Consider the following 22,252-nt stretch of genomic DNA (forward strand, 5'->3'; position numbering starts at 1 on the left):
CGCCATGCCCGACAGCGACCCATCCAGAAACGATCCGTCCTTCGAGCCGCGCAACCTGCCGGTCCCGGTCCCGCAGAAGCGCGAGGACAACGGCAATGGCAATTGGTTCGTACGCGTTTTCCGTTCGGTGTTCGGGCTACGTCCATCCACCATGCGCGCCGACCTGAGCGATTTCCTCGACGCGATGACGCCGGCTGAATCCGGCTTCTCGCCGGAAGAAAGCCGGATGCTCAAGAGTATCCTCGGCTTGCGCGAACGCCGCGTCAGCGACGTCATGGTGCCGCGCGCCGACATCATCGCCGTGCAGCAGGATATCCAGATCGGAGACCTGTTGATGGTGTTCGAGAAGGCCGGCCATTCGCGCCTCGTCATCTACAACGACACGCTCGACGATCCTGTCGGCATGGTGCACATCCGCGACCTCATTGGCTACATGACGACGCGCGCCACCATCGACCCGGCCAAGAACGCCAAGCGCAGAAAGCCGCTGCCGGCGGGGCTTGATCTCAAGGCTATCAACCTCGCGACTCCGTTGACCGCGACCAAGATCGTGCGCGAAGTTCTGTTCGTGCCGCCGTCGGCGCGGGTCATGGATCTCCTGGCGCGGATGCAGGCCAAGCAGATTCATCTGGCGCTGGTGATCGATGAATATGGCGGCACCGACGGACTGATCTCGATCGAGGACATCGTCGAGCAGATCGTCGGCGAAATCGCCGATGAGCACGACGAAGACGAACGCGCCAATATCGTGCCTCAGCCCGATGGCTCCTACATCGCCGACGCTCGCGCTTCGCTCGAGGACGTCGTTGCGTTCGTCGGCCAGGATTTCGTGGTCGAAGAGGATGTCGCCGAGGAAGTCGATACGCTCGGCGGCTATCTGACAAGCCGCGCCGGACGCCTGCCGCTGCGCGGCGAACTCATTCCCGGCCCGGGTCTGCTCGAATTCGAAGTGCTCGACGCCGATCCGCGCCGCGTCAAGCGCGTACGCATCGTCCGTCTGACCGAAAAGCGACAGAAGCCCCGCGAGGCACGCAAGCGCGGCGAGCCCGATGCCGTGCTGGCCGGCGTCGCACAATCGCCACTCAATTTTGATTCAACGCCGTCCAAAGATCCGAATTCTCAAAACCCGTCCCAATCGTGACCCTGACCCGCATCGCCACCCGCGCCGCGCACGCGATCGTTCTCGCTTACGGTTGGCGACGCGCCGGTATCGCCTTCGTCGCGGGCATGGCCTCGGCATTAGCCATGGCGCCGGTGAATGCCTGGCCGATCCTGTTCGTCACGATCCCGATCGCGGTCTGGCTGATTGACGGTTCGACTGCGGGCCGCTGGAGCGGCGCCTGGTCGGCAGCGATCGCTGGCTGGTGTTTCGGCTTCGGCTATTTTCTCGTCGGCGTCTATTGGGTCGGCTATGCGTTTCTGGTCGATGCCAAAACCTTCGGCTGGCTGCTGCCGATCGCTGTAACCGGGCTGCCCGCTTATCTTGCCATTTACATGGCGCTCGGGTTCGCGCTGGCGCGGGTCGTCTGGGTGCGCGGGCCCTCACGCATTCTCGCGCTTGCCATTGCGCTGACCGTGACCGAGTGGCTGCGTGGCCACGTCTTCACCGGCTTCCCCTGGAATACCCTTGGCTATGCGCTGACCGAACCGCTGGCGCTGGCGCAGAGCGTATCGCTGTTCGGGATCTGGGGACTGACGTTTCTCGCCGTCGCCATCTTCGCAACGCCGGCTGTTCTCGCGGACGACAATGTCGATACGCCGCGACCCTATCGCCCGCTGGCGCTGGCGATGATCGCCCTGGTCGGCATGGCCGGCTTTGGCGCGGCGCGCTTGGCGGTGCACCCGACGCGCTTCGTCAAGGACGTCAAGCTTCGCATCATGCAGCCCAACTTGCAGCAGGACGCGAAATTCAATTACAGCGCCAAGGACGACGTGATGCGGCGCTATCTCGCGCTGTCGGATCGCTCGACGGGCCCGCAATCGGACGGCATTCGCGATGTGACGCATCTGATCTGGCCGGAAGCAGCATTCCCTTTCTTTCTCACGCGCGAACCTGAAGCGCTGGCCCAGATCGCCAATCTGATCAGGCCGAATACCGAGTTGATCACCGGCGCGGTTCGCCCTGGCGAAATGGTGCCCGGCCGCGGTCCCCGTGCTTACAACTCCGTGTACGTGCTCGATCCTGACGGCTCGATCCGCGCCATCTACGATAAGCTGCACTTGGTGCCGTTCGGCGAATTCCTTCCATTCCAGCCCTTCATGGAGCGGCTCGGCTTTCAACAGCTCACCAAGGAGGTTGGCGGCTTTCTCACCGGCACGCGCCGCCGCGCGCTGGATGTGCGCGGCGCGCCGAAAATGCTGCCGCTCATCTGTTACGAGGCGGTGTTTCCAGACGAAGCCGTGCCCGCCGGCGAAAGGCCGGGCTGGCTCCTGAACGTCACGAATGACGGCTGGTTCGGCATCAGCAGCGGGCCGTATCAGCACTTCCATCAGGCCCGCGTTCTGGCGATCGCGGAGGGCCTGCCGCTGGTTCGCGCCGCCAATACCGGCATCTCCGGCGTGATCGATCCGGTCGGTCGCGTTATTGCTTCGCTGCCCCTCGGCGTTGAAGGCATTCTCGATGCGCGCCTGCCGCAGGCCATGGATCCTACTCCGTTTTCGCGTTACGGAAATTTTCCGGCAATTCTATTTCTGGTTGTATCAGGTGTAGTTCTGGCCAAACGGCGACTGCGCGCCTAGATTGTAATTTGCCGGAATGTCCGATTGAGGTTGCTTTCGGTACAAATAATTTTTGTCGCAGTTTCGGGGCTAATCACAGGGTAAACCTGTAAAAGTTATTGAAACTTCTGCGGAATCCTCTGCGCCACTTTAACGATTGAAAATCTTCACTTTGAAATGAGCGATTGCATAAACGCGAATATTTGTGACATTAGCGATCACGATGACGTCATAGGAGATTTTTATGGCTAAGAAGGCGCCCAACCCGATCGACAAACATGTCGGATCGCGAGTCCGTATGCGCCGGATGATGCTGAGCATGAGCCAGGAAAAGCTGGGCGACGCTCTCGGCCTGACGTTCCAGCAAGTCCAGAAATACGAGAAGGGCACCAACCGCATCGGCGCCAGCCGATTGCAGGCCATTGCCAACATCCTTCAGGTCCCGGTTTCGTTTTTCTTCGAAGGCGCGCCGCATGGCCCGGGTGGCCACACCACCGGCATGAGCGAAGCGCCGTCGCCGGCCTATGTCTCCGACTTCCTCGCCACCTCCGACGGCCTGTCGCTGACAAAGTCGTTCATGCGCATCAAGAGCTCCAAGCTGCGCCGCCGTATCGTCGATCTCGTCGAACAGATCGCCGGCGACGAGTAGGAAGGCTTCTCGGCGGCCGTCGTCCTGGCTGACTGCTTCGGCCAGACTTGCTGCCTCTTGCGATGGCCCCGCCATCCGCGGCGCCGGGCCGCGGTAGCCCACCGCCAACACGCGACGCGGCATCCCGCAGCCGCACCGGCCGGATGCCATCCTTCTCCGATTGTTTGGACGCGCGGCGTGGCTATTGCCCACGACAGCCCGCACCTTGACGTTGCGAACGACCGCTGTAAGAACGACCCCCCGATATGCACCGGCGCGGCTCCCCCGCGCCAAAGGGGAGATCAGCGTGGCTCACAAGAACTTTCTTTTCACCAGTGAATCGGTTTCCGAAGGCCATCCGGACAAGGTCTGTGACCAGATCTCCGACGCGGTGCTGGACGCCTTTCTGGCGAACGACATCAAGCTCGGCATCGCCGACGACAGCGCGGTGAATACCCGTCTCGGCTGCGAAACCCTGACCACGACGAACAAGATCGTCATCGCTGGCGAAGGCCGCGGACAGGCGCCGTTCTTCCGCAAGCACGGCGACAAGGTCGTCGTCGATCGCGAATACATCACCCAGATCGCGCGAGATGTCGTCAAGGACATCGGCTACGATCAGGACGGCTTCTCCTATTACGGCGCCGATGTCGAAGTGCTGCTGCACGGCCAGTCGCCCGACATCGCCATGGGCGTCGATGCCAAGAAAAAGAAGAGCGGCGAAGAAGAAGGCGCCGGCGACCAGGGCATGATGTTCGGCTTCGCCTGCACCGAGAGCGAAGTTTACGAGAAGAACTCGTTCATGCCGGCGCCGATCTATTTCGCACACAAGATCCTGCGCTCGCTGGCGGAAAAGCGGCACTCCAAGGCGCTGCCGGATCTGCAGCCGGACGCCAAGAGCCAGGTGACCGTCAAGTATGTCGACGGCAAGCCGGTCGGCTGCACCAAGGTCGTTGTTTCGACGCAGCACAACGAGAAGAGCCGCAACGGCAAGAAGTACACGCCCGGCATGGTCAAGGATATGATCGAGCAGACGGTGACCCAGGCGCTGCCGAAGGGCTGGATGCCGGCGAAGTCGTCCGACTTCCTCGTCAACCCGACCGGCAACTTCGTGATCGGCGGTCCGGACGGCGACTGCGGCCTCACCGGACGCAAGATCATCGTCGACACCTACGGCGGCTATGCCCCGCACGGCGGCGGCGCCTTCTCCGGCAAGGACCCGACCAAGGTCGATCGTTCGGCTGCTTACGCCGCGCGCTATCTCGCCAAGAACGTGGTGGCCGCCGGCGTCGCCGAGCGCTGCACTATTCAGGTCGCTTACGCCATCGGTGTCGCCGACCCGATGTCGGTGCTGGTCGACACCCACGGCACCGGCAAGGTCGATGAAAAGAAGCTCGAGAAGATCCTGCCCGAGCTGTTCCGCCTGACGCCGACCAATATCCGCCGCACGCTCAAGCTGAACCGGCCGATCTACCGTCGCACCGCCGCTTACGGTCATTTCGGCCGCGCCCCGGAGAAGGACGGTGGCTTCTCCTGGGAGAAGACCGATCTTGCCGCGCAGATCAAGGCGGCTTTCAAGTAAGCGTCTTTTCGAGCTGACCATCGAGAAAGGCCGGGCTCACGCCCGGCCTTTTATTTTTCGCCGTGGCCGGGCATGACGGTGACCATGAGCAACGACCGCGACGACGACATTCCGCAGCGCGCCTTCTTCGGCCGCCGCAAGGGCCATCCGCTCAAGGCGCGGCAGTCGGAATTGTTCGACGACTTACTGCCAAAGCTGGCGCTCGATCTGACGAAGCCGGCACCCGATCTTTCGACCTTGTTTCCGCACGCGCCAAAGACGCTGCGCCTCGAAATCGGCTTCGGCGGCGGCGAGCATCTGGTCGCGCAGACGCTGGCGCATCCGGAGGCTGGCTTCATCGGCGCCGACGGTTTTCTCAACGCGGTCGGCAAATTGCTGGTCGCGATCGACGACGAGGACCTCACCAATATCCGCGTCTTCCACGGCGACGCGACAACGCTGATCGACTGGCTACCCGCCGGCGCCTTCACGCGCATCGATTTGCTGTATCCCGATCCGTGGCCGAAGCGGCGGCAATGGAAGCGGCGCTTCATTCAGGATGAAAGCCTGCCACGGCTCGCGCGTCTCTTAAAGAGCGGCGGCGAACTGCGCTTCGCCACCGACATTCCAAGCTACATGACCTACGCGCTGACGCGCATCGCGCGCTCACCGGATTTCGTGTGGACCGCGGAGCAAGCCGATGACTGGCGCAAGCCATGGGACGGCTGGACCCGCACGCGCTATGAAGCGAAGGCGGTGCGCGAAGGCCGCACGCCGGCGTATTTTATTTTTCGGAAGAAGTGACGTTGTCGTCCCCGCGAAGGCGGGGACGACGGAGAGATTACTCTCCCGTGCCCTGCCGCACCTGCCAGAAGCGCACGACGCGCTGCGCTGTTGCCGCTGTGAGCCGCTCGAAGTTCTCGTGCGCAGCATCGATCACTGTCTGCGACGGCTTCGGGCCGGGACGCGAATTGATCACCGACTTCACCGTCGGCCAGCCGAAGTTCGCCGAGCGCGCCAGGATCAGCACCGGGTCGGCGCGTTCGCCGTTCATCAGGCGATCGACGACCTCGACCGGCACGGCGCAGATCGTCGACAGCGCCGCGATGGTCTCTTCGTATTTGCCGCCCTCGGCGTAATTGGCGACGTCCGCTTCGGTAAGCTTGCGCTCCTTGTGCAGTGCGCGCACCGCAGCAAGCGCAGCAGTGTAGTTGCGCGGCGCCGCCTTGGCCCCGACCTCGTCGGTGACCTTGGCCAGAATTCTGCGGATCTCGGCCTGCGTCTCCGGCCGTGCGGCCGCGAGCAAGCGTCGCTGCACGACTTCACTCGCCTGCAGCAACAACTGGCGAAACAGCCGCGGCGGAATATCGGTGCGCTGACCGACCTTTTCGGCCAGGTCGCCGTCCTGCTGCGCGCGGTCGATGAGATTGGTAAAGGCGCGTTCCGACAGGTTGGCGCCACGATTGTCGGCGATCGAATAAGCGACGTTGCGATCGCCGCGGTTCACCAGCACGTCCGACAGCGCTTCGCTGACGCTGGCGCGCTTGGCCATGGCCAGCAGATGCTCCTGGCCCTTGGTCTCGGCGATCGCAATCAGATCGGGGTCGGACAGATGGCCGGCGCGCAATACCGGACCGGCGACGTCAATGTCGTCGTTCTTGGCCAGCGTCGCCACGACCTTGGCAGGCGCGTTTTCAACCGGCGCAAGCCGCCGCGCCAGTTCTGCCAGCGCCTTCGCCTCGATTTCGGCGATCAGGCAACCGATGACGTCGTCGAACAGCGCAACATGATGATCGTTGAATGCGGGAGCGCCGTCGAGGAACAGGGTCGTGATACGGCGCAGCGTCTCGGCCCGCTTTTCCGCGGAGCCGTGCTGGACCACATCTTCCAGCTCGGGAAGCAAGGACGCAGGAGCAGCCATTACGCACGAACCCAACCGCGCGCCGTTACCGCCTGGCCGGCGCCTTAACGAAACGTAAGGGCAACGTGTGAAAGAAGGGTTTAGCCGCTGGCCTTCTTCGTGCCTTGCGCCGCCGCCAAAAATCGTTATATTTCCGCAGTCAATACACCCTCATAACCAAATCGGGTTTTGAGAGTGGGTCCCCCCGGACCCGCTCTTTTTCTGTTACAGGCATAGCTTCGATACGATGGCTCTTGGCGAGCGACATGAGACTTTGACGGCGGGTTCCGGCCCGGAAACGACGGCGGCGGCCGATGAGCCGCGGCTGATCGCCGAGACCGGTCTGCCGGCGCGAATCGCCTCGATCGCTGAACCGGTGATTGAGCAGCTTGGCTATCGCCTTGTTCGGATTAAGGTTTCTTCCGGCGAGGAATGCACGATCCAGATCATGGCGGAGCGCCCCGACGGTTCCATGACGGTAGAAGACTGCGAGGCGATATCGCGGGCTTTGTCGCCGGTCTTCGACGTCAACGAGCCGATCGACCGGGCCTACCGGCTGGAAATCTCCTCACCGGGCATCGACCGGCCGCTGGTGCGCCGCTCCGACTTCGAGCGCTATGCCGGCCACCTGGTGAAGGTCGAGATGGAAGTGCCGGTCGCAGGCCGGAAGCGCTTTCGCGGCATTATCGACGGCGTCGAAGGCGACGCGGCGAAACTGACCCGCGACGATCCGAAGGCAGATGAGGATCCGGCAGTGTTGCTGCCGATTGCGGATATGGGCGAGGCAAAGCTCGTTCTCACCGACGAACTGGTGAGCGAGGCGTTGCGCGCCGAGAAAGCCGCCAAGCGCGAACTGCGCGAGGCGAAACGTGAACAGCGGCGTCTGAAGCAGGCCAAGAAGGCCAGTCGGACCGCCGCGCGATAACTTTGAGAGAAGGAGACTGAGCTATGGCTGTCAGCGCCAATAGGCTCGAACTGTTGCAGATCGCGGATGCAGTGGCGCGCGAAAAGTCGATCGACCGCGGTATCGTTATCGCGGCGATGGAAGACGCCATCGCCAAGGCGGCGCGCTCGCGCTACGGCGCCGAGACCGACGTCCACGCCGAGATCGAGCCGAAGACCGGCGAGCTCAAACTGATGCGCCACATGCTGGTGGTCGAAGCCGTCGAGAACCCGTCGTCGCAGATCACGCTTGCCGATGCGCGCCGGCGTCATCCGGCCGCGCAGGTTGGCGACACCATTGCCGATCCGCTGCCGCCGCTCGAATACGGCCGCATCGCCGCGCAGTCCGCCAAGCAGGTCATCGTGCAGAAGGTCCGCGAAGCAGAGCGCGACCGGCAGTACGCCGAATACAAGGATCGCATCGGCGAGATCGTCAACGGCGTCGTCAAGCGCGTCGAATACGGCAACGTGGTGGTCGATCTCGGCCGCGGTGAAGCCATCGTCCGCCGCGACGAGATGCTGCCGCGCGAAGTGTTCCGCAACGGGGACCGCATCCGCGCTTATATCTATGACGTGCGCCGCGAACCGCGCGGCCCGCAGATTTTCCTGTCGCGCACGCATCCGCAATTCACCGCCAAGCTGTTCGCCCAGGAAGTGCCGGAAATCTACGACGGCATCGTCGAGGTGAAGGCGGTTGCCCGCGACCCGGGCTCACGCGCCAAAATCGCAGTGATTTCGCGGGATTCCAGCGTCGATCCGGTCGGCGCCTGCGTCGGTATGCGTGGTTCGCGCGTGCAGGCCGTGGTGAACGAACTGCAGGGCGAGAAGATCGACATCATCCCGTGGTCGCCGGATATCGCCACCTTCGTCGTCAACGCGCTAGCGCCGGCTGAAGTCGCCAAGGTCGTACTCGACGAAGACAAGGAACGCATCGAAGTCGTGGTGCCGGATGCGCAGCTCTCGCTCGCCATCGGCCGTCGCGGTCAGAACGTGCGCTTGGCCTCGCAGCTCACCGGCTGGGACATCGACATTCTCACCGAGCAGGAAGAATCCGAGCGCCGCACCGCCGAGTTCGAAAGCCGCACCAAGACCTTCGTCGAAGCGCTCGACCTCGACGAGGTCGTCGGTCAGTTGCTCGCGTCGGAAGGTTTCTCCTCAATCGAGGAACTGGCGCTGGTCGATGAAAAGGAAATCGCCGGCATCGAAGGTTTCGATGACGACACCGCGCGCGAATTGCAGGAGCGCGCCCGCGACTATATCGCGCGTCAGGAAGGCGAGCTCGACGAGAAGCGCAAGGAACTCGGCGTCGCCGACGAACTGCGCGAGGTGCCGGGCATCACCACCGCGATGATGGTCAAGCTCGGCGAGAACGGCGTGAAGACCATCGAGGATCTCGCCGGCTGCGCCACCGACGATCTGGTCGGCTGGACCGAACGCAAGGACGGCGAGACCAAGCACGAGCCGGGTTATCTCGACGGTCTCGGCGTATCGCGCGACGAAGCCGAAGCCATCGTCATGCAGGCCCGTCTCAAGGCCGGCTGGATCACCGAAGCTGAACTGGCGGCGATGCAGGCTCCGGCGGAAGCCGAAGCTGAAGCTGAAGCCGCCGCCGAACCGGCGTAAGGAGCCGTGTCACAGGCATGCTCGCCATCGCGCAGGATACTACGGCGCAGAACGACGAACTCGACCGCGGCGCGACTTCCGTCGCCGCGGGCGCGGAGCGTTTCTGCGCGCTGACGCGCGAGCTCAAGCCTGTGGCGGAGATGATCCGCTTTGTAGTCGGGCCGGCGGGCGACGCCGTCCCCGACGTGAAGCGCAAATTGCCCGGCCGCGGCATCTGGATTACCGCAACCCGCGACGCGCTTACCGACGCGGTCAAGCGCAACGTCTTCCCCCGCGGTTTCAAGCGCGACCTCAAGGTGTCGCGCGAGCTGCCGGCCGAGGTGGAGCAATTGCTGGCGAAAGCCGCCCTGGATGCGCTGGCGATCGCCGGCAAGGCCGGTAACGTTGTCGCCGGTTCCGCCAAGGTGGAAGCCGCTCTGGGCGGCGATGGCGTCCGGGCGCTGATCCACGCGGCCGACGCGGCCCCGGACGGCAAACGCAAGCTGAATGCGGCCTTGCAGCGCAATATTTCGCCCGGCCAGCGCGAAATCACGCTGATCGAGGCGTTTAACGGGCCCGATTTGGATTTGGCATTGAACCGCTCAAATGTGGTACATGCTGCCGTGCTTGCCGGACCTGCGAGCGAGACTTTCCTCACTCGCGTCGCACGCTTGACGCGGTATCGGTCTGGGAAATCGCCCGATTCTATAAGCGCGGTCGCGCCGTCCGAAGGCGCCGCCCGTGAATGTAATTCGTCCGAAGTGAATACGCCCGATGTGAATGCTCCCGCGAATGGGGCACAAGGAAACAGTACGGAATGAGCGAAACGAAGAACCCTGGCGAAAAGAAACTGACGTTGACGCTGAAGCCGCGCACGGAAACGGGCGTGGTGCGCCAGAGTTTCAGCCATGGCCGCAGCAAGCAGGTCGTCGTCGAAAAGATCAAGCGCCGCACCGTCGGCGGACCGGCCGAAGCCAAGGCCGAGCCGGCCCCCGTCGAAGCGCCGAAGAAGGTTGCCGCCGCGCCGGCGCCGAAGGCTCCGCCAGCTCCGGAAACGCCGAAGTCAGGCGTCGTACTGCGCACATTGACCGAAGAAGAAATGGCTGCACGCGCCAGCGCGCTCGCCGACTCGCGCGTCCGCGAGGCCGAGGAGCGCAAGGCCGCCGAGGCAGAGGCCAAGCGCCGCGCTTCCAAGGAAGGCATCGAGCAGGCCGAGCGCGAAGCCGCCGCCGCACGCAAGCGCGAGGAAGACGCGCGCCACAAGGTCGAGGAAGAATCCAAGCGCAAGGCCGGCGAAGTCGCCAAGAAGCGTCTCGGCGACGACGAGGTCAAGAAGCCGGCCCCCGGCGTTCGACCGAAGCTCGAAGCCGAAGCCGACGATGAAGCCCCGCGCACGGCGCGCCGCCCCGGCGGCGGCCCTGGCGCCGCTCGTCCGGCGACTGCCCGTCCTGCCGCACCCCGCGCCGCGCCGCCGAAGGAACGCGGCCGCCTGACGCTGGTCACCGCGCTGCGCGCCGACGAAGTGCGCGAACGGTCGGTGGCCTCGTTCCGCCGCCGCACCCAGCGCATGAAGGGTCATGCCGCCAACGAGCCGAAGGAAAAGCTCACGCGCGACGTGGTCATTCCGGACGCGATCACCATCCAGGAACTGGCCAACCGCATGTCGGAACGCGCGGTCGACGTCATCCGCCTGCTGATGAAGCAGGGCCAGATGGCGACGATCAACGACGTCATCGACGCCGACACGGCGCAGCTCATCGCCGAAGAAATGGGCCACACCGCCCGCCGCGTCTCCGAATCCGATGTCGAAGAAGGTCTGTTCGACACCGCCGACGATGAAGGCGCGCTGGAATCGCGCGCGCCGGTCGTCACCGTCATGGGCCACGTCGATCACGGCAAGACATCGCTGCTCGATGCCATCCGCCAGGCCGACGTCGTCTCCGGCGAAGCCGGCGGCATCACGCAGCACATCGGCGCTTATCAGGTCACGTCCGCGTCAGGCGACAAGGTCACCTTCATCGATACGCCGGGCCACGCTGCGTTCACCGCGATGCGTGCCCGCGGCGCCAAGGTCACCGATATCGTCATTCTCGTGGTTGCTGCTGACGACGGCGTCATGCCGCAGACGATCGAAGCCATCCATCACGCCAAGGCGGCGAAGGTGCCGATCATCGTCGCCATCAACAAGATCGACAAGCCGGGCGCGACGCCGGATCGCGTGCGCACAGAACTGCTGCAGCATGAGATTCAGGTCGAGTCGCTCGGCGGCGACGTGGTGGACGTGGAAGTGTCCGCGACCAAGAAGACCAATATCGACAAGCTGCTTGAAATGATTGCGCTGCAGGCCGAAATCCTCGACCTCAAGGCAGATCCGGGCCGTCCAGCCGAAGGCACGGTGATCGAAGCCAAACTCGATCGCGGCCGGGGTCCGGTCGCGACCGTGCTGGTCCAGCGCGGCACGCTCAAGATCGGCGATCTGGTGGTTGCCGGCGCTGAATGGGGCCGCGTCCGTGCGCTGGTCTCCGACACCGGTGCGGCCGTGCAGACGGCGGGTCCCTCGACCCCGGTCGAAGTGCTCGGTTTCTCGGGCACGCCGGACGCCGGCGATCGTCTCGCCGTGGTCGAGAACGAAGCCCGCGCCCGCGAAATCACCGATTACCGTCAGCGCCAGAAGCGCGAGAAGTCGTCCGCGCGCGCCACCGGCATGCGCGGCTCGCTCGAACAGATGATGGCGCAGGCCAAGACCGCGGGTCGCAAGGAATTTGCGCTCGTGATCAAGGCTGACGTGCAGGGTTCGCTTGAAGCCATCGCCGGCGCGCTCGACAAGCTCGGCACCGACGAAGTGGGCGCCCGCGTGCTGCACTCCGGCGTCGGCGGCATTTCGGAATCGGATGTCACTCTGGCGGAAGCCTCGGGCGTGCCGATCATCGCGTTCAACGTCCGCGCCAACAAGGAAGCGCGCGAAGCGGCTGAACGTGCCGGCATCGAAATCCGCTACTACAACATCATCTACGATCTCATCGATGACGTGAAGAAAGCGATGTCGGGCCTGCTGCCGCCGACATTGCGCGAAACCATGCTGGGCAATGCGCTGATCCTCGAAGTCTTCAAGGTGTCGAAGGTCGGCAACATCGCCGGTTGCCGCGTCACCGACGGCAATGTAGAGCGCGGCGCCAGCGTTCGCCTGATCCGCGACAACGTCGTCGTGCATGAAGGCAAGCTGAGCCAGCTCAAGCGGTTCAAGGACGACGTGAAGGAAGTGACCGCCGGTCAGGAGTGCGGCATGGCCTTCGAGAACTACCAGGACATGCGCCAGGGCGATGTCATCGAGTGCTACCGGGTGGAGACGATTCAACGCTCGCTGTAAGTCCAAGTCTTACACGCGCGTAGGGAAACGCTTCATCTAATTTCCACCGTCATGCCCGGCCGTGTGCCGGGCATCCACTGCTTCCTTTGTCGAGGAAGCGAGACGTGGATGGCCGGGACAAACCCGCGGCCATGACGATTTTTAGCTTTTGGATTTGCTATGTCACGCAACAAAAAACCCCAGCGCGAAACCGCGCCTGCCGGTGGCTCGCAACGTCAGTTGCGCGTCGGCGAGCTAATCCGCCATGCCATCGCCGAGATGCTGACGCGCGGCGACATCCACGACCCGGTGATCGAGGGCCACCTCATTACCGTGCCGGAAGTGCGCATGTCGCCCGATCTGCGACTGGCCACCGTCTACGTCATGCCGCTGGCCGGCCGCGACGCCGAGGAAGTGGTCGCCGCGCTCGAGCGCAACAAGAAATACATGCGCGGTGAAGTCGCCCACACGGTGAATCTGAAATTCGCGCCCGACCTGCGCTTTCACATCGACGATCGCTTCGCCGAAGCCGAGCGCATCGACAAGCTTTTGCGTTCGCCGCAAGTGGCGCGCGACCTGGAAAAGGACGACGAGTGACCGATACCGCGAACGATCTTCTCATCGCCCCGCCGGCATCGGCCGACAGTTCGCCGCCGGCCGAAGGCCAGCCGCCGCGCAAGCCGAAGCGACAACAGTTCAAGCGCGACAAGCGCGACGTCCACGGCTGGGTCGTGCTCGACAAGCCGGTGGGCATGACCTCGACCCATGCGGTGAGCATCATCAAGCGGCTGTTCTCGGCCAAGCGCTGCGGCCATGCCGGCACGCTCGACCCCTTGGCCTCGGGCTGCCTGCCGATCGCGATGGGCGAAGCAACCAAGACCGTCCCCTTCGTCATGGACAGCCGCAAGCTGTATCGATTTACCATCCAGTGGGGTGAAGAACGGGATACCGACGATTCCGAAGGCCGGGTCGTGCAGGGCTCGTCAGCTCGGCCAACGGCCGACCAGATCCGGGCCGCCCTTCCGGCCTATATCGGGACGATCCAGCAGGTGCCGCCCAAGTTTTCGGCCCTGAAGATCGAGGGTGAACGGGCCTATGACTTGGCTCGCGAAGGCCACGAGGTCGAATTGCAGGCCCGCACGGTCGATATCGGCCGCCTGGAACTCATCGAGATGCCGGACGCCGACCACGCCGTCCTGGAGGCCGAATGCGGCAAGGGCACCTATGTGCGGTCGCTGGCCCGCGATATCGGCCGGGCGCTCGGCTGCTTCGGCCACGTTTCGGCGCTGCGCCGCTGCTCGGTCGGCGGCTTCACCCCCGAAACCATGATTTCACTGGAAGATTTGGAGGCTCTATGCCATAGAGCCGCCACCGGCGAGGGAAACCTCGCCGACGCGCTCATGCCCGTTGAGACCGCGCTGGACGACATCCCGGCACTGGCTGTCAGCGGGCCTGATGCGGCAAGGCTCCAAAGGGGCCAAGCCGTTTTGTTGCGCGGACGGGACGCTCCCAATTTCCGCGGTACGGTCTACGTCACGGTCTCGGGCCGCTTGCTCGCCCTTGGCGAAGTCGACCACGGTGAAATCGTCCCTAAGCGCGTGTTCAACCTGGCCGGCCTGTTGGGCAGAGCCGGTCGCAAGAAAGGATAACCGATGTCGCTGACGACTGCCCGCAAGGCCGAAGTGATCAAGGCCAACGCGACCAAAGCGAACGATACCGGCTCGCCGGAAGTGCAAGTTGCGATCCTCTCGGAACGCATCAACCAGCTCACCGAGCACTTCAAGACGCACGCCAAGGACAACCATTCCCGCCGTGGCCTTCTTAAGATGGTCTCGACGCGCCGTTCGCTTCTCGACTATCTGCGGAAGACCGACGAGAAGCGTTACAAGACGCTGATCGAGAAGCTCGGCATCCGTCGATAAACAAGTTTTGCGCGCGGCGCTTCGAAAGAGCGCCGCGCGTTTTTGCAATCGGCGGGCTTTGAAGCGTCGCCGGTTGAATGCCAAGCGAGTGCCGTCGCATTCGCTGAGTGCAAAACGGGCGTCAGTTGCGTTCGTTTTTTGAAGAGTCCGGGAAGCGATGGCGCTTCCGGATAATCCGGGTCGGGATGAATGCCCGGCCGCCAAAAGGCAAGGTTCTTGAGGTCATGGCAGGATCGCCAGACGCTGTTGCATTGGCGCACGACGCGCATCGCAGCAGTTTCTTGCCGTCTTGCACATGGCTTTCGGGAGCCTTTCCGAGAACCATGAGAGAAACAGACTATGTTTAATGTCCATCGAGTTGAACTCGATTGGGGCGGGCGCAAGCTCACCCTCGAAACCGGTCACGTCGCGCGTCAGGCCGACGGCGCCGTGCTCGCCTCCTACGGCGACACCACCGTTCTCGCCACCGTCGTCGCCGCCAAGGCGCCGCGCGAAGGCGTCGACTTCCTGCCGCTCACCGTCGACTATCAGGAAAAGTTCTACGCCGCCGGTCGCATCCCGGGCGGCTATTTCAAGCGTGAAGGCCGTCCGACCGAAAAGGAAACCCTGGTTTCCCGTCTGATCGATCGCCCCGTCCGTCCGCTGTTCGCCGACGGCTGGCGCTGCGAAACCCAGGTCATCATCACGACGCTGTCGCATGACCTCGAGAACGATCCCGACATCCTGGCGATGGTTGCCTCGTCCGCCGCGTTGACTCTGTCCGGCGCGCCGTTCATGGGCCCGATCGGCGCCGCGCGCGTCGGCTTCATCAACGGCGAATACGTGCTCAATCCGCAGCTCGACGAGATGCCGGAAAGCAAGCTCGACCTCGTTGTCGCCGGCACCAATGACGCCGTGCTGATGGTTGAATCCGAGGCCAAGGAGCTGTCGGAAGACATCATGCTCGGCGCCGTGATGTTCGGCCACCGCCACTTCCAGCCGGTCATCCAGGCGATCATCCAGCTTGCCGAGAAGGCCGCCAAGGAGCCGCGCGAACTCGTCGTCAACGATAACGCGGACCTGGAAAAGGAAATTCTCGGCCTCGCCGAAAAGGACCTTCGTGCCGCTTACACCATCTCGGTGAAGCAGGAGCGTTACGCCGCCGTCGGCAAGGTGAAAGAGCGCGTGATGGCGCACTTCTTCCCGGAAGGCGTCGAACCGAAGTATCCGAAGACCCGCGTCGCCGAAGTGTTCAAGGAGCTCGAAGCGAAGATCGTTCGCTGGAACATCCTCGACACCAAGAAGCGCATTGACGGCCGCGATCTCGTGACCGTTCGTCCGATCGAGGTGCAGGCCGGCATTCTGCCGCGCACGCACGGCTCGGCGCTGTTCACCCGCGGTGAAACCCAGGCGCTGGTCGTCACCACGCTCGGCACCGGTGAGGACGAACAGTGGATCGACGCGCTGCAGGGCACCTACAAGGAATCGTTCCTGCTGCACTACAACTTCCCGCCCTATTCGGTCGGTGAGACGGGCCGTCTCGGTGGCACCAAGCGCCGCGAGATCGGCCACGGCAAGCTCGCCTGGCGCGCGATCCATCCGGTGCTGCCGTCGAAGGAAGAGTTCCCCTACACGATCCGCGTCGTTTCGGAGATCACCGAGTCGAACGGCTCGTCGTCGATGGCTTCGGTTTGCGGCGCATCGCTCGCGCTGATGGACGCCGGCGTGCCGATGAAGCGCGCCACCGCGGGCATCGCGATGGGTCTCATCCTCGAAGGCGACCGCTATGCGGTTCTGTCGGATATCCTGGGTGACGAAGATCACCTCGGCGACATGGACTTCAAGGTCGCCGGTACCGAGGAAGGCATCACCTCGCTGCAGATGGACATCAAGATCGCCGGTATCACCGAAGAGATCATGAAGGTCGCGCTTGGCCAGGCCAAGCAGGGCCGCATCCACATCCTCGGCGAAATGTCGAAGGCGCTGACCTCGGCCCGCGCCGAACTCGGCGAGCACGCGCCGCGCATCGAGACCTTCAAGATCCCGACTGACAAGATCCGCGAAGTGATCGGCACCGGCGGCAAGGTGATCCGCGAGATCGTCGAAAAGACCGGCGCCAAGATCAACATCGAGGACGACGGCTCGGTGAAGGTCGCCTCGGCTTCGGGCGAGTCGATCAAGGCGGCGATCAACTGGATCAAGTCGATCGCGTCCGATCCGGAAATCGGCCACATCTACGAAGGCACGGTCGTCAAGGTCATGGACTTCGGCGCTTTCGTGAACTTCTTCGGCGCCAAGGACGGTCTCGTCCACATCAGCCAGCTCGCGGCCAACCGCGTGCAGAACACCAAGGACGTCGTCAAGGAAGGCGACAAGGTCAAGGTGAAGCTGCTCGGCATGGACGACCGCGGCAAGGTGCGCCTGTCGATGAAGGCGGTCGATCAGGTGACTGGCGAAGACATCGAGAACAAGGGCCGGGCCGAAGGCGGCGAACAGCCGGCGGCGGAATAAAGAGTCCTTTTTTATAAACAAGACGGCAAAAGGCGGCCTCGCGGCCGCCTTTTTTCTTTGCCCGACAGGCACTTGGCGGTTTCCGGTTTTTTGTGATCTATGTCACAGCCGGTACACCGCTGCCGCCCTACTTTTTTGATTATCGGAACGAAACGTTCCCGACGGATCAACAGGAGGGAAGGCATGCCGAAGACCATTCTGCTCGCGATCGCCACCCTGCTCCTCGCCGTAGTGGCGCTGGTGACCGACCTGGTCAGCCCTTATGCCGGCGGCATCACCACGCCCGTGCAGGTCCAACAAACTCGAGAGCGCGCGCCGCTTCGCGTTCCGCCGAAACATGAACGCGACATCGCTTTCATTAGCTCACACCCCATGAGCTAACCCCGACCGGCCTCGCCCCCCCCATAACCACCGAGGCCGGTGGCTTACCCCAGCCCACCTTGAGAACGGCCCGCTTTGCGGGCCGTTTTTTTGAACCTTTGGCTCTCTGCGGAACACACATCGGTGTGACCACGATCACAGCGCGGAACGTCCGGAATCCATAGTTTGTTAACCATGGTCCACGCCGCCGGAGCTGGCGACAACCCGAGGGAGCATGTCATGAAGAACGCCATTCTGATCAGTCTCACCTTGGTTATGCTGGCGAGCGGCGCCTTCGCCGCCAACCTTGTTTGTTATTCCCCGCACGACGACGGCGTCGATCCCACCGCACCTTTGACGATCTCGGTAGTCGTCGATTAACTGCCTTCCCAGCCGGTTACTCCCGAAGCCGCCTGCAACGCCGCCGTGTCGCTAGGCATCCCGGAACTCTGCTAGATTGCCGGCCGCGGCAGCAGCCGCGGCGTTTAATTTTGGGGTGACGCATGGCGAGCGCAGGAGCCGGCAAGGGCAATCTGCTGTCGGACTTGCCGAAAGGTCTGGCCACCGAACTGATGGCCGGCGCCACGCCGCGCAAACTCGCGTCCAACGAGGTTCTGTTTCTCGCCGACGATCCGGGCGATGGCCTCTATCGCCTCGACGAGGGCTTGCTGAAAGTCAGTATCGCCTCGGCAAGCGGCGCCGAACGCATTCTCGCCATTCTCGGACCCGGCGCAGTCGTCGGCGATCTCGCGATCATCGACGGCCTGCCGCGCTCGGCGACCGTCACCGCGCTGCGCGATTGCAAGCTCAGCTTTCTCAGCCGCGCCGCCTTCGACGCCTTCGCCGAGAAGGAGCCGCGCATTTTTAAATACTTCGTCAGGGTGCTGGCGGCGCGGCTGCGCGACACCGACGCGCTCGTTGCCGCCGGAAGTTTCCTGCCGCTGAAAGGGCGCGTGGCCCGCGCGTTGCTCGATCTCGCCCACGCCTTCGGAAACGAGGTTGCCGGTGGCCGCATCGTCATTCGCCAGAAAGTCAGTCAGAGCGAACTGGCGGCGATGGCCGGCATCGCCCGCGAAAATGTCAGCCGCATCATGAATGACTGGATGCGCGCCAAGACCGTCACGCGGTTGTCGGGTTACTACTGCCTCGAGAAGCCCGCCGCGCTCAAGCGCGAGAGCGAAGTTTGACCGGTGCGCTCGCGGCGCCATCATGGGCCGCCACGATGGCCTGACCCAAGGCCACGAAATCGCCGGCGCGCGGTGAGGTCTTGCGCCACGCCAGGCCGACCGAGCGACCCGGCTCCGGATCGCGGAAGCGCAGCAACTTGACCCGCGGGTCCAGCGCTTTGGCGTCGATGGCCACTTCCGGCACCAGCGTGACGCCATAGCCATTCGCCACCATTTGCATGACGGTCGACAGCGAGGTCGCGCCGAGGCTCGCCGTTTGGCCGGATGCATCGCCGCGCTTCGGGGCGCAGAACGCGAGAGCCTGATCGCGCAGGCAATGGCCTTCTTCGAGCAGGATGAGGCGGCGCTGATCGACGTCGCGGATGCCGACGCGGCCTCGCGCCGGCAGCGGATCGTCGGCCGGCACGGCGAGCAGAAAGGCGTCCTCGAACAACGGCAAGGTTTCGACCTCGGCGCCTTCGACCGGCAGCGCCAGCAGGACGACGTCGAGCCCGCCGCCCGCCAGTTCGTCGACGAGCGTCCGGGTCTGCGTTTCACGCACGTCGAGACGCAAGTGCGGGTACTGCTTCTGCAGCAGCGGCAGCACACGCGGTAAAATATACGGCGCCAGCGTCGGAATGATGCCGAGCTTGAGCGAACCGGCGAGCACTTCGCGGTGGCGGGCGAAATCGACCAGATCGCGCGCCGACGCGAGAATGTGTTCGGCGCGGCGGGCGACTTCGAGGCCGACGTCGGTGAGCACGATATCGCCCGGACGCCGTTCGACCAGTTTGGCGCCGATCTCGCGTTCGAGCTCGCGCACCTGCATCGACAGCGCCGGCTGGGTCACCGCGCACTCCTCCGCGGCGCGACCGAAATGACGGTGGCGCGCGAGCGAACTTAGATAACGCAACTGACGCAGGGTGATCATCTTGCCTTCCGAGGCGATAAGGTAAACTGATCGGACTTGGCAATCAATACGATTGGACCTGATTGGAATCGCTCCATACAACCGCCAGCAAGCGCCCCTACAGTCTGGGCGTGCCAACCATCATTCCAGGCATCATCACGGGCCGAACCAACGGCCTGCTTTTGAGAACGGACCGGAGAGACCCAATGGACGCAAAAACCGATGACAAGAGCGCGGGCAAATGCCCCTTCACCGGGGGCCGGGGCCACAGCAATCGTGACTGGTGGCCGGACGCGCTGGACGTGTCGATCCTGCACCGCAACTCGACCTTGTCCGATCCGATGGATGCCGGCTTCGACTACGCCAAGGAGTTCAAGAATCTCGATCTCGACGCGGTCATGGCCGACCTCAAGAAGCTGATGACCGATAGCCAGGACTGGTGGCCGGCCGACTTCGGCAACTATGCCGGCCTCATGATCCGCATGGCCTGGCACTCGGCCGGCACCTATCGTATTACCGACGGGCGCGGCGGCGCCGGCGCCGGACAGCAGCGCTTCGCGCCGCTCAATTCGTGGCCGGATAATGCCAACCTCGACAAGGCCCGTCGCCTGCTCTGGCCGATCAAGCAGAAGTACGGCCGCAAGATTTCCTGGGCCGACCTGATGATCCTCGCCGGCAACGCCGCGCTGGAAGCGTGCGGCTTCAAGACGTTCGGTTTCGCCGGCGGCCGCAAGGACGTGTGGGAGCCGGAAGAACTGTTCTGGGGTCCGGAAGGCACCTGGCTCGGCGACGAGCGCTACTCCGGTGAACGCCAGCTCGCCGAGCCGCTCGGCGCGGTGCAGATGGGTCTGATCTACGTCAACCCGGAAGGCCCCGGCGGCAACCCGGACCCGGTCGCCGCCGCGAAGGACATCCGCGAGACGTTCTTCCGCATGGCGATGAACGATGAGGAGACCGTGGCGCTCATCGCCGGTGGTCACACCCTCGGCAAGACGCACGGCGCCGGCGATCCGTCGCTGATCGGCCCCGATCCGGAAGGCTCCGCGCTCGAGGATCAGGGCCTCGGCTGGAAGAGCAAGCACGGCACCGGCATCGGCGCCGACACCACCACCGGTGGTCCGGAAGTCACATGGACGCAGACGCCGACGCAGTGGAACAACCTGTTCTTCAAAAACCTGTTCGAAAACGAATGGGAGCTGACCAAGAGCCCTGCCGGCGCCAAGCAGTGGGTCGCCAAGAACGCCGCGGCCGACGTGCCGGACGCGTTCGACAAGACGAAGAAGCATCGCCCGACGATGCTGACCACCGACCTCGCGCTGCGCTTCGACCCTGCTTACGAGAAGATCTCGCGGCGCTTCTACGAGAACCCTCAAGCGTTCAACGACGCCTTCGCGCGCGCCTGGTTCAAGCTGACCCACCGCGACATGGGACCGCGCGTGCGCTACCTCGGCAAGCTGGTGCCGCAGGAAGTGCTGATCTGGCAGGATCCGGTCCCGGCGCCGAGCGGCGCAGCGATCGGCGACAAGGACATCGCCGACCTCAAGGCGAAGATTCTCGCCTCGGGTCTCTCGGTGGCCGAGCTCGTGTCGACCGCCTGGGCTTCGGCCTCGACCTTCCGCGGCTCCGACAAGCGCGGCGGCGCCAATGGCGCGCGCATTCGCCTCGCCCCGCAGAAGGACTGGGACGTCAATAACCCGCCCGAACTCGCCAAGGTGCTGAAGACGCTCGAAGGCATCCAGAAGGACGCCGGCAACAAGGTATCGCTGGCCGATCTCATCGTGCTCGGCGGCGTCGCTGCGATCGAGAAGGCGGCGAAGGATGGCGGCGTCGACGTGAAGGTGCCGTTCGCCCCGGGCCGCACCGATGCGTCGCAGGAGCAGACCGACGTTGCCTCGTTCGCGCCGCTCGAGCCGCGCGCCGACGGCTTCCGCAACTATGTCAACGCCAAGAAGCATCAGTTCATGTCGCCGCAGGAAGCCCTGATCGACAGGGCGCAGCTTCTGACGCTGACCGGTCCGGAAATGACCGCGCTCATCGGCGGTCTGCGCGTGCTCGGCGCCAATGTGCAGAACTCCAAGCATGGCGTCTTCACCAAGAATGTCGGCACGCTGACCAACGACTTCTTCGTCAACCTGCTCACCATGGATACGGTGTGGTCGCACAAGGATGGCGACATTTATGAGGGCAAGGATCGCAAGACGGGCGAACTGAAGTGGACGGCGACCAATGTCGACCTGATCTTCGGCTCGCACTCGCAACTGCGCGCCTTCGCCGAAGTCTATGGCTGCGCCGACTCCAAGGAGAAGTTCGTCAAGGACTTCGTCGCGGCCTGGACCAAGGTGATGAACGCCGACCGCTTCGACCTGGTCGGCGGCGGCACGCAGAAGGCGGCGTAAGCTTCCTGCACCGGATGAAAATGAGACGGCCGGGGAATCCCCGGCCGTTTTTTATCGATGTCATTCCGGGACGCGCGTGAAACGCGCGGACGCTCCGGAATGACCTTCGATGCAACTGTCAAACAGCCAACAGCCTTACAGCCAACGCTCCGCAGGCCCTGTTCTTTGTCCGGCGCGGGTCACGCCGTCGTCCGCTTCCGCCCTCGAACACGTCGAGGGGATGGAGCGCCGCGAGGCGCTCTGATGGGTCGCACCTTGCGGTGCGCTGTGCCCTCGATCGGAGGACACATGCGCCCCGCGGCGCTCCATCG

The 22,252-nt window shown here is 63.9% G+C and carries 19 protein-coding genes; 17 read left to right on the forward strand and 2 right to left on the reverse strand.

The window, feature by feature from the left end; genetic code table 11:
* The first annotated feature begins 4 nt into the window (after positions 1–4).
* The 5 genes from ASD45_RS17050 to ASD45_RS17070 all read left to right on the forward strand — a co-directional run bounded on the left by ASD45_RS17050 (position 5) and on the right by ASD45_RS17070 (position 5,711).
* Positions 5–1,141, forward strand: coding sequence for a hemolysin family protein (locus ASD45_RS17050; protein WP_056912903.1), 1,137 nt, complete (start codon positions 5–7; stop codon positions 1,139–1,141).
* Complete coding sequence (gene lnt, locus ASD45_RS17055; RefSeq protein ID WP_056912904.1) at positions 1,138–2,739, forward strand: apolipoprotein N-acyltransferase; 1,602 nt, start codon at positions 1,138–1,140, stop codon at positions 2,737–2,739. The genes ASD45_RS17050 and lnt overlap by 4 nt, the downstream gene beginning before the upstream one ends.
* Positions 2,740–2,962: 223 nt before the next feature.
* Positions 2,963–3,367, forward strand: coding sequence for a helix-turn-helix transcriptional regulator (locus ASD45_RS17060; RefSeq protein WP_056912905.1), 405 nt, complete (start codon positions 2,963–2,965; stop codon positions 3,365–3,367).
* 286 nt (positions 3,368–3,653) lie between these two features.
* Positions 3,654–4,928: a methionine adenosyltransferase gene (gene metK / locus ASD45_RS17065; protein WP_056912906.1), complete on the forward strand. Its 1,275-nt coding sequence runs from the start codon at positions 3,654–3,656 to the stop codon at positions 4,926–4,928.
* Positions 4,929–5,012: 84 nt separating this feature from the next.
* Positions 5,013–5,711 (forward strand): tRNA (guanine(46)-N(7))-methyltransferase TrmB, encoded by a 699-nt coding sequence (locus tag ASD45_RS17070; protein ID WP_056913565.1) that lies wholly within the window; start codon positions 5,013–5,015, stop codon positions 5,709–5,711.
* A gap of 37 nt (positions 5,712–5,748) precedes the next feature.
* On the opposite strand, the gene ASD45_RS17075 is transcribed toward ASD45_RS17070, so the two are convergent.
* Positions 5,749–6,828, reverse strand: a complete 1,080-nt coding sequence (locus tag ASD45_RS17075) for a DUF2336 domain-containing protein (protein WP_082540994.1) — start codon at positions 6,826–6,828, stop codon at positions 5,749–5,751.
* 226 nt (positions 6,829–7,054) lie between these two features.
* On the opposite strand from ASD45_RS17075, the gene rimP reads away from it, so the two are divergent.
* The 11 genes from rimP to ASD45_RS17125 all read left to right on the forward strand — a co-directional run bounded on the left by rimP (position 7,055) and on the right by ASD45_RS17125 (position 18,656).
* Complete coding sequence (gene rimP / locus ASD45_RS17080; RefSeq protein WP_082540995.1) at positions 7,055–7,732, forward strand: ribosome maturation factor RimP; 678 nt, start codon at positions 7,055–7,057, stop codon at positions 7,730–7,732.
* Positions 7,733–7,755: 23 nt separating this feature from the next.
* Positions 7,756–9,372 (forward strand): transcription termination factor NusA, encoded by a 1,617-nt coding sequence (nusA, locus tag ASD45_RS17085; protein WP_056912909.1) that lies wholly within the window; start codon positions 7,756–7,758, stop codon positions 9,370–9,372.
* Between the two features lie 17 nt (positions 9,373–9,389).
* Positions 9,390–10,172 (forward strand): RNA-binding protein, encoded by a 783-nt coding sequence (locus tag ASD45_RS17090; protein ID WP_082540996.1) that lies wholly within the window; start codon positions 9,390–9,392, stop codon positions 10,170–10,172.
* Complete coding sequence (gene infB, locus ASD45_RS17095) at positions 10,169–12,718, forward strand: translation initiation factor IF-2 (RefSeq protein WP_056912910.1); 2,550 nt, start codon at positions 10,169–10,171, stop codon at positions 12,716–12,718. Before ASD45_RS17090 ends, infB begins: the two co-directional genes overlap by 4 nt.
* A 159-nt stretch (positions 12,719–12,877) precedes the next feature.
* Positions 12,878–13,294, forward strand: a complete 417-nt coding sequence (rbfA, locus tag ASD45_RS17100) for a 30S ribosome-binding factor RbfA (RefSeq protein WP_056912911.1) — start codon at positions 12,878–12,880, stop codon at positions 13,292–13,294.
* Entirely contained in the window at positions 13,291–14,346 is a 1,056-nt protein-coding gene (gene truB, locus ASD45_RS17105) for a tRNA pseudouridine(55) synthase TruB (protein WP_056912912.1), read from the forward strand. The genes rbfA and truB overlap by 4 nt, the downstream gene beginning before the upstream one ends.
* A 3-nt stretch (positions 14,347–14,349) precedes the next feature.
* A complete protein-coding gene (rpsO, locus tag ASD45_RS17110; protein ID WP_056912913.1) occupies positions 14,350–14,619 on the forward strand; it encodes a 30S ribosomal protein S15 in 270 nt (89 codons plus the stop codon).
* A 339-nt stretch (positions 14,620–14,958) separates the two neighbouring features.
* A complete protein-coding gene (pnp, locus tag ASD45_RS17115) occupies positions 14,959–17,109 on the forward strand; it encodes a polyribonucleotide nucleotidyltransferase (protein WP_056912914.1) in 2,151 nt (716 codons plus the stop codon).
* 183 nt (positions 17,110–17,292) lie between these two features.
* Positions 17,293–17,490, forward strand: a complete 198-nt coding sequence (locus ASD45_RS17120; protein ID WP_056912915.1) for a hypothetical protein — start codon at positions 17,293–17,295, stop codon at positions 17,488–17,490.
* A gap of 219 nt (positions 17,491–17,709) precedes the next feature.
* Entirely contained in the window at positions 17,710–17,850 is a 141-nt protein-coding gene (locus tag ASD45_RS23605; RefSeq protein WP_156380961.1) for a hypothetical protein, read from the forward strand.
* Positions 17,851–17,972: 122 nt separating this feature from the next.
* On the forward strand, positions 17,973–18,656 hold the full coding sequence (locus ASD45_RS17125) for a Crp/Fnr family transcriptional regulator (protein ID WP_056912916.1): 684 nt from the start codon (positions 17,973–17,975) through the stop codon (positions 18,654–18,656).
* On the opposite strand, the gene ASD45_RS17130 is transcribed toward ASD45_RS17125, so the two are convergent.
* Positions 18,634–19,566 (reverse strand): hydrogen peroxide-inducible genes activator, encoded by a 933-nt coding sequence (locus ASD45_RS17130; RefSeq protein ID WP_056912917.1) that lies wholly within the window; start codon positions 19,564–19,566, stop codon positions 18,634–18,636. The two genes, ASD45_RS17125 and ASD45_RS17130, sit on opposite strands and share 23 nt — an antisense overlap.
* A 185-nt stretch (positions 19,567–19,751) precedes the next feature.
* On the opposite strand from ASD45_RS17130, the gene katG reads away from it, so the two are divergent.
* Positions 19,752–21,941, forward strand: coding sequence for a catalase/peroxidase HPI (gene katG, locus ASD45_RS17135; protein ID WP_056912918.1), 2,190 nt, complete (start codon positions 19,752–19,754; stop codon positions 21,939–21,941).
* Positions 21,942–22,252: the final 311 nt, after the last annotated feature.

The organism is Pseudolabrys sp. Root1462 (assembly GCF_001426945.1).
Classification (GTDB): domain Bacteria; phylum Pseudomonadota; class Alphaproteobacteria; order Rhizobiales; family Xanthobacteraceae; genus Pseudolabrys.

What these genes read in the sequence shown, in the direction of transcription:
- ASD45_RS17060 (WP_056912905.1), top strand. Translation starts at nt 2,963, where the DNA reads ATGGCTAAGAAGGCGCCCAACCCGATCGACAAACATGTCGGATCGCGA.
- ASD45_RS17070 (WP_056913565.1), top strand. Translation starts at nt 5,013, where the DNA reads ATGAGCAACGACCGCGACGACGACATTCCGCAGCGCGCCTTCTTCGGC.
- infB (WP_056912910.1), top strand. Translation starts at nt 10,169, where the DNA reads ATGAGCGAAACGAAGAACCCTGGCGAAAAGAAACTGACGTTGACGCTG.
- rimP (WP_082540995.1), top strand. Translation starts at nt 7,055, where the DNA reads ATGGCTCTTGGCGAGCGACATGAGACTTTGACGGCGGGTTCCGGCCCG.
- ASD45_RS17130 (WP_056912917.1), bottom strand. Translation starts at nt 19,566, where the DNA reads ATGATCACCCTGCGTCAGTTGCGTTATCTAAGTTCGCTCGCGCGCCAC.
- ASD45_RS17125 (WP_056912916.1), top strand. Translation starts at nt 17,973, where the DNA reads ATGGCGAGCGCAGGAGCCGGCAAGGGCAATCTGCTGTCGGACTTGCCG.
- pnp (WP_056912914.1), top strand. Translation starts at nt 14,959, where the DNA reads ATGTTTAATGTCCATCGAGTTGAACTCGATTGGGGCGGGCGCAAGCTC.
- ASD45_RS17050 (WP_056912903.1), top strand. Translation starts at nt 5, where the DNA reads ATGCCCGACAGCGACCCATCCAGAAACGATCCGTCCTTCGAGCCGCGC.
- ASD45_RS17075 (WP_082540994.1), bottom strand. Translation starts at nt 6,828, where the DNA reads ATGGCTGCTCCTGCGTCCTTGCTTCCCGAGCTGGAAGATGTGGTCCAG.
- nusA (WP_056912909.1), top strand. Translation starts at nt 7,756, where the DNA reads ATGGCTGTCAGCGCCAATAGGCTCGAACTGTTGCAGATCGCGGATGCA.
- ASD45_RS17090 (WP_082540996.1), top strand. Translation starts at nt 9,390, where the DNA reads ATGCTCGCCATCGCGCAGGATACTACGGCGCAGAACGACGAACTCGAC.
- katG (WP_056912918.1), top strand. Translation starts at nt 19,752, where the DNA reads ATGGACGCAAAAACCGATGACAAGAGCGCGGGCAAATGCCCCTTCACC.
- rpsO (WP_056912913.1), top strand. Translation starts at nt 14,350, where the DNA reads ATGTCGCTGACGACTGCCCGCAAGGCCGAAGTGATCAAGGCCAACGCG.
- rbfA (WP_056912911.1), top strand. Translation starts at nt 12,878, where the DNA reads ATGTCACGCAACAAAAAACCCCAGCGCGAAACCGCGCCTGCCGGTGGC.
- ASD45_RS23605 (WP_156380961.1), top strand. Translation starts at nt 17,710, where the DNA reads ATGAAGAACGCCATTCTGATCAGTCTCACCTTGGTTATGCTGGCGAGC.
- ASD45_RS17120 (WP_056912915.1), top strand. Translation starts at nt 17,293, where the DNA reads ATGCCGAAGACCATTCTGCTCGCGATCGCCACCCTGCTCCTCGCCGTA.